Here is a 4,384-nt window from a genome sequence, read left to right as displayed (position 1 = left end):
GGAACTATAACTTCAGATAAAGAAACAGCAATAGAAAATGCATTAAAGCCACAAGGTGGATTTAAAGGTGGAAGTCATGAAGGAATGTTCAAAACTAAATTAGCAGAGTTAGTAACAGCAGGAACAATTACAGCAGATGATCAAACAGCAATAGAAACAGCACTTACAAGTGGAAAAGGAGATTTTAAAGCAGCCTTGGATAATTTGGTAACAGCAGGAACTATAACTTCGGATAAAGAAACAGCAATAGAAAGTGCATTAAAGCCACAAGGTGATGAAAAAGGTGGAGAACATAAGAACATGCTTAAGAGTAAACTTGATGAATTAGTAACGGCTGGAACAATAACCTCAACACAAGAAACTGCAGTGATAGATGCATTTACTCCTTCTTCAAAATAAATATTTAATTAGTGTTTTTATAAACCTTGATTTTTATAACTAAATATTTATAAATTTATATATAAACTAGTTGCAATTAAATTGTAGCTAGTTTTTAGTTTCTAATATGCAATATATAATGAAACATATATAACTTTGCAGAATTGGAAACAAAATAGTATAATTATTATGTTTAACCATAATTTTTATGGAATACATATAGCGGTAATTATTATTGATTAGGGGGAAAAAGAGTGAAAATTAGGGGAATTAAGGAATTGACAAATGAAGAGCTAAATTATGAATTACAAGTTGGAGGGAAATTTGTTATCTATCAGTATTGTATTTCAATTGGCATAATGACATTTAAACGTGGGTCAGATATCTATTTTGTCAAAAAAGATGAGAGTACATTTGTAAAAGGGTTAGGATACACTCTATTAACTTTAGTAGCTGGCTGGTGGGGCATTCCATGGGGGCCAATCTATACAATAGGAGCACTATACAGGAATTGTTCAGGTGGAAAGGATATTACAGCAGAAGTTGTAAATTCATTCAGAGGTGAACAACAACAATATCAACCTGCTATTGATTAGAGTTGTATTAAAAAGTTTATACTAAGAATAAGAAACTGAAATAGGATTAAATATTTATCTTATTTCAGTTTTTTTATTTTAAGTTATAATTCATAAGATGAAAATTTATTTCTAAGATTATATACCTGGTATTATGAATTATAAGTGAATTTATAAATATTGAATATATATTTTTAAATCAAACAATAATAATTAAGAATAGTGCATTAATGTTAAAAGTACAAGAAAAGTGTTTGCATAATAATACGAATAAGTGTATAATTATACCTAGAAATCCAACCTGTTTTTATAAAGTATTGAAGGAATAAGAATAGATTTTTAGAATAACACCTTTAAATATAAAATATTAATATTAAAGTAAAGGAGAGCAATTATGGCAGTGAATTTAAGAGGAAGAAATTTTTTGAAATTACTAGATTTTACACCACAAGAAATAAGATATTTATTGGATTTATCAAAGGAATTAAAAACCTTAAAGAGGACAGGAATTCTTCATGATAAATTAAAAGGAAAGAATATAGTACTATTATTTGAAAAAACTTCAACTAGAACAAGATGTGCTTTTGAAGTTGCTGGAAGAGACTTAGGGCTTGGTGTTACATATTTAGATTCAGCAGGTTCTCAAATGGGTAAAAAGGAAAGTATAGCAGATACAGCAAGAGTTCTTGGAAGAATGTATGATGGTATTGAATATAGAGGTTTTGGTCAGGAAATAGTTGAAGAATTAGCTAAATATGCTGGAGTTCCAGTTTGGAATGGATTGACCGATGAATTTCATCCAACTCAAATGATTGCAGATCTTTTAACTATAGAAGAGAAGTTTGGAAGATTAAAAGGGCTTAATTTTGTATATATGGGTGATGCAAGAAATAATATGGGAAATTCCTTAATGGTTGCTTGTGCTAAAATGGGAATTAATTTTACTGCATGTGCTCCTAAAGAATTATTCCCAGCCGAAGAACTTGTAGAGACATGTAAAATAATGACTGAGGAAAGTGGAGCTACAATTACTTTAACTGAAGATGTTAAGTCAGGAACAAAAAATGCAGATATAATTTATACAGATGTATGGGTATCAATGGGTGAGCCAGATGAAGTTTGGGAAAGCAGATTAAAATTATTGTTACCATATCAAGTGAATAAGGGAGTTATGGACAATGCTAATAAAGATGCAATATTCATGCATTGTCTGCCAGCTTATCATGATTTAGAAACAAAAGTTGGAAAAGAAGTTGGAGAAAAATTTGGATTAACAGCTCTAGAGGTTACTGATGAAGTATTTGAAGGTAAACAATCTGTTGTTTTTGATGAAGCTGAAAACCGCTTACATTCAATTAAAGCTGTAATATTAGCAACTATTGGGGCATAACTTAGACTATTTAAATTAAGGATTTAGAGCTAGCTATCTAATAAGAGTAGCTAGCTCTTTTGAGTATTTTCTAGAAAATTATAAAACCTTAATTTTTATAACCTAGATATAAATGAAATAAATATCTATTTTGCTAATACATCCTCATATTCTTTGTGAGCTTTAAATTCATCATCAGCAAACCAACATTGAGGAATTATTTTTTTATTATTTTCTCTTGCATAATCAACTACTCTTTTGACTAGTTGAGCACCTATCTTTTGACCTCTTAATTCTTTTGATACAAAAGTGTGATTAAGTATAATTGTATTATTTGAACTGTTTATATAAGTTACTTCTGCCTTTATACCATTTTCGTTGTCTCCTAAATAAAACTTATTATTGCCTTCTTTTAAATTTATCATCATAACCACTCCAATCTAATAAATATTGTTATTATTTAATAAAATGCCCTGACTATTTAAAATGATGCATCAATCTTTATTCAGTGTTAATTAAACGTGGCAAAATCAATTTTTTATAAGTATAATTATAATGTATCTTAACTAGTTGTGCTAGTTTTTAATAATTATTAATTATTGGCGTCATATTAAATTTTATTAGCACAATGTATTATATTAGAAAAAAGCTATGTTTTATGGTATATAATAAAAAGTAATATTTAACTATTAACTAATTGATTTTTTTAGAGGAGGGAATTGGAAAGTATGGAATTGATAAAAGAAATTTATGAAAAAGATATAGGATATGATGGTAAAAATAGTGATAATATATATAAGCTTAGAAAAGCATCAAGAGCAATTGTATTAAATGATTTGAATGAAATCGCATTGCTTTATGTTTCAAAAAATAAATATCATAAGTTGCCTGGTGGTGGCATTGAAGCAGGTGAAAGCATAGATATTGCTTTAAATCGTGAAGTTATGGAGGAAGTTGGAACTGATATTCGAGTTTTAGGTGAAGTAGGTGTAATAATAGAGTACAGGGATAAATTTCAGCAGCTTCAAATATCCTACTGCTATTACACTAAAGCCATAGGAGGAATCAATAAACCAGCATTTACAGATGAAGAAATAGATAATGGCTTCTTATTAAAATGGGTTCCTTTAGACAAGGCTATTGATATTCTCAAAAATGATATGCCAGATAATTATGTGGGAAAGTTTATTCGTAATAGAGATTTGGTCTTTTTAAATAAAACTACAGAGATTTTAAATAATATAAGTTAAATTGAAATGGCGATGTGCTTAAGATAGGAAGTGAAAGAATGGTAAATATATTAGAATTATTTAATCATTATGGATATATTGTTCTATTAATAGCTTTATTCTTAGAGTTATTGGCCTTGCCTTTACCAGGTGAAACGCTCATGACCTATTGTGGATATGTTGTTTCAGAAGGCAAAATGAATCTGGGGTTAAGCATAGTAATTGCTACAATTGGTATATGTAGTGGTATTACATTATCATATTATATTGGTAGAGCTTTAGAAATAACTTTTTTTGAAAAATATGGACGTTATTTTCACTTAGATAAAAGTAAAATAGAAAAAACTTCAAAGTGGTTTGATAAATATGGGAATAAAATGCTTATAGTAGCATATTTCATTCCAGGAATAAGGCATGTCACAGGATATTTTTCAGGAATTATTAATATGCCGTATAAAAAATTTGCAGGTTATGCATATATGGGAGCCTTTATTTGGACAACAGTTTTTATGTTGTTAGGGGATTACCTTGGAGTTAACTGGGAAAAGTATCATTATTTATTTAAAAGATATTTTATAATAATTGGTATATCTATTGTAATACTCATTATTCTCATATATATGATCAACTGTTATAGATTAAAAAAGACAAAAGAAAATTCAGAGAAGTAATTTTAAGATGCTTGTGAATTTTATATTGTTAAAATGCATAATATAAAATATCATTAAATTACTAGTAAAAAAATCGTAGGCGACTGTGAAGCCGGAGATTTTTAATATTAAGTTCCGTATTGTGCTTCGCACTCTTTTTATAGGTGCGCATCTGCCTTTTCG

5 protein-coding genes and 1 pseudogene are annotated in these 4,384 nt (G+C 28.6%); 5 read left to right on the top strand and 1 reads right to left on the bottom strand.

Annotated features, from left to right (window positions below; all coding sequences use genetic code 11):
• The 3 genes and pseudogenes from L3B98_RS28705 to argF all read left to right on the top strand — a co-directional run.
• Nucleotides 1–399 (top strand): annotated as a pseudogene (locus tag L3B98_RS28705) (hypothetical protein); the annotation flags it as partial.
• Nucleotides 400–632: 233 nt separating this feature from the next.
• Entirely contained in the window at nucleotides 633–974 is a 342-nt protein-coding gene (locus L3B98_RS28700; RefSeq protein ID WP_015392567.1) for a hypothetical protein, read from the top strand.
• A gap of 373 nt (nucleotides 975–1,347) precedes the next feature.
• Nucleotides 1,348–2,343 (top strand): ornithine carbamoyltransferase, encoded by a 996-nt coding sequence (gene argF, locus L3B98_RS28695; protein ID WP_238919207.1) that lies wholly within the window; start codon nucleotides 1,348–1,350, stop codon nucleotides 2,341–2,343.
• A gap of 125 nt (nucleotides 2,344–2,468) precedes the next feature.
• On the opposite strand, the gene L3B98_RS28690 is transcribed toward argF, so the two are convergent.
• Nucleotides 2,469–2,747 carry a GNAT family N-acetyltransferase gene (locus L3B98_RS28690; protein ID WP_238919206.1) on the bottom strand — a complete coding sequence of 93 codons (279 nt, stop codon included), beginning with the start codon at nucleotides 2,745–2,747 and terminating at the stop codon, nucleotides 2,469–2,471.
• A gap of 303 nt (nucleotides 2,748–3,050) precedes the next feature.
• On the opposite strand from L3B98_RS28690, the gene L3B98_RS28685 reads away from it, so the two are divergent.
• Nucleotides 3,051–3,572, top strand: coding sequence for an NUDIX domain-containing protein (locus L3B98_RS28685; RefSeq protein WP_238919205.1), 522 nt, complete (start codon nucleotides 3,051–3,053; stop codon nucleotides 3,570–3,572).
• Between the two features lie 38 nt (nucleotides 3,573–3,610).
• Nucleotides 3,611–4,222, top strand: a complete 612-nt coding sequence (locus L3B98_RS28680) for a DedA family protein (protein ID WP_238919204.1) — start codon at nucleotides 3,611–3,613, stop codon at nucleotides 4,220–4,222.
• Nucleotides 4,223–4,384 lie beyond the last annotated feature (162 nt).

Source organism: Clostridium sp. YIM B02555 (genome assembly GCF_022320955.1).
In the GTDB taxonomy this organism is placed as follows: domain Bacteria; phylum Bacillota; class Clostridia; order Clostridiales; family Clostridiaceae; genus Clostridium; species Clostridium saccharoperbutylacetonicum.
Note: the sequence above shows the minus strand (reverse complement) of the source record. Positions and strands in the feature narration are given on the sequence as shown.

What these genes read in the sequence shown, in the direction of transcription:
- argF (WP_238919207.1), top strand. Translation starts at nt 1,348, where the DNA reads ATGGCAGTGAATTTAAGAGGAAGAAATTTTTTGAAATTACTAGATTTT.
- L3B98_RS28690 (WP_238919206.1), bottom strand. Translation starts at nt 2,747, where the DNA reads ATGATAAATTTAAAAGAAGGCAATAATAAGTTTTATTTAGGAGACAAC.
- L3B98_RS28685 (WP_238919205.1), top strand. Translation starts at nt 3,051, where the DNA reads ATGGAATTGATAAAAGAAATTTATGAAAAAGATATAGGATATGATGGT.
- L3B98_RS28680 (WP_238919204.1), top strand. Translation starts at nt 3,611, where the DNA reads ATGGTAAATATATTAGAATTATTTAATCATTATGGATATATTGTTCTA.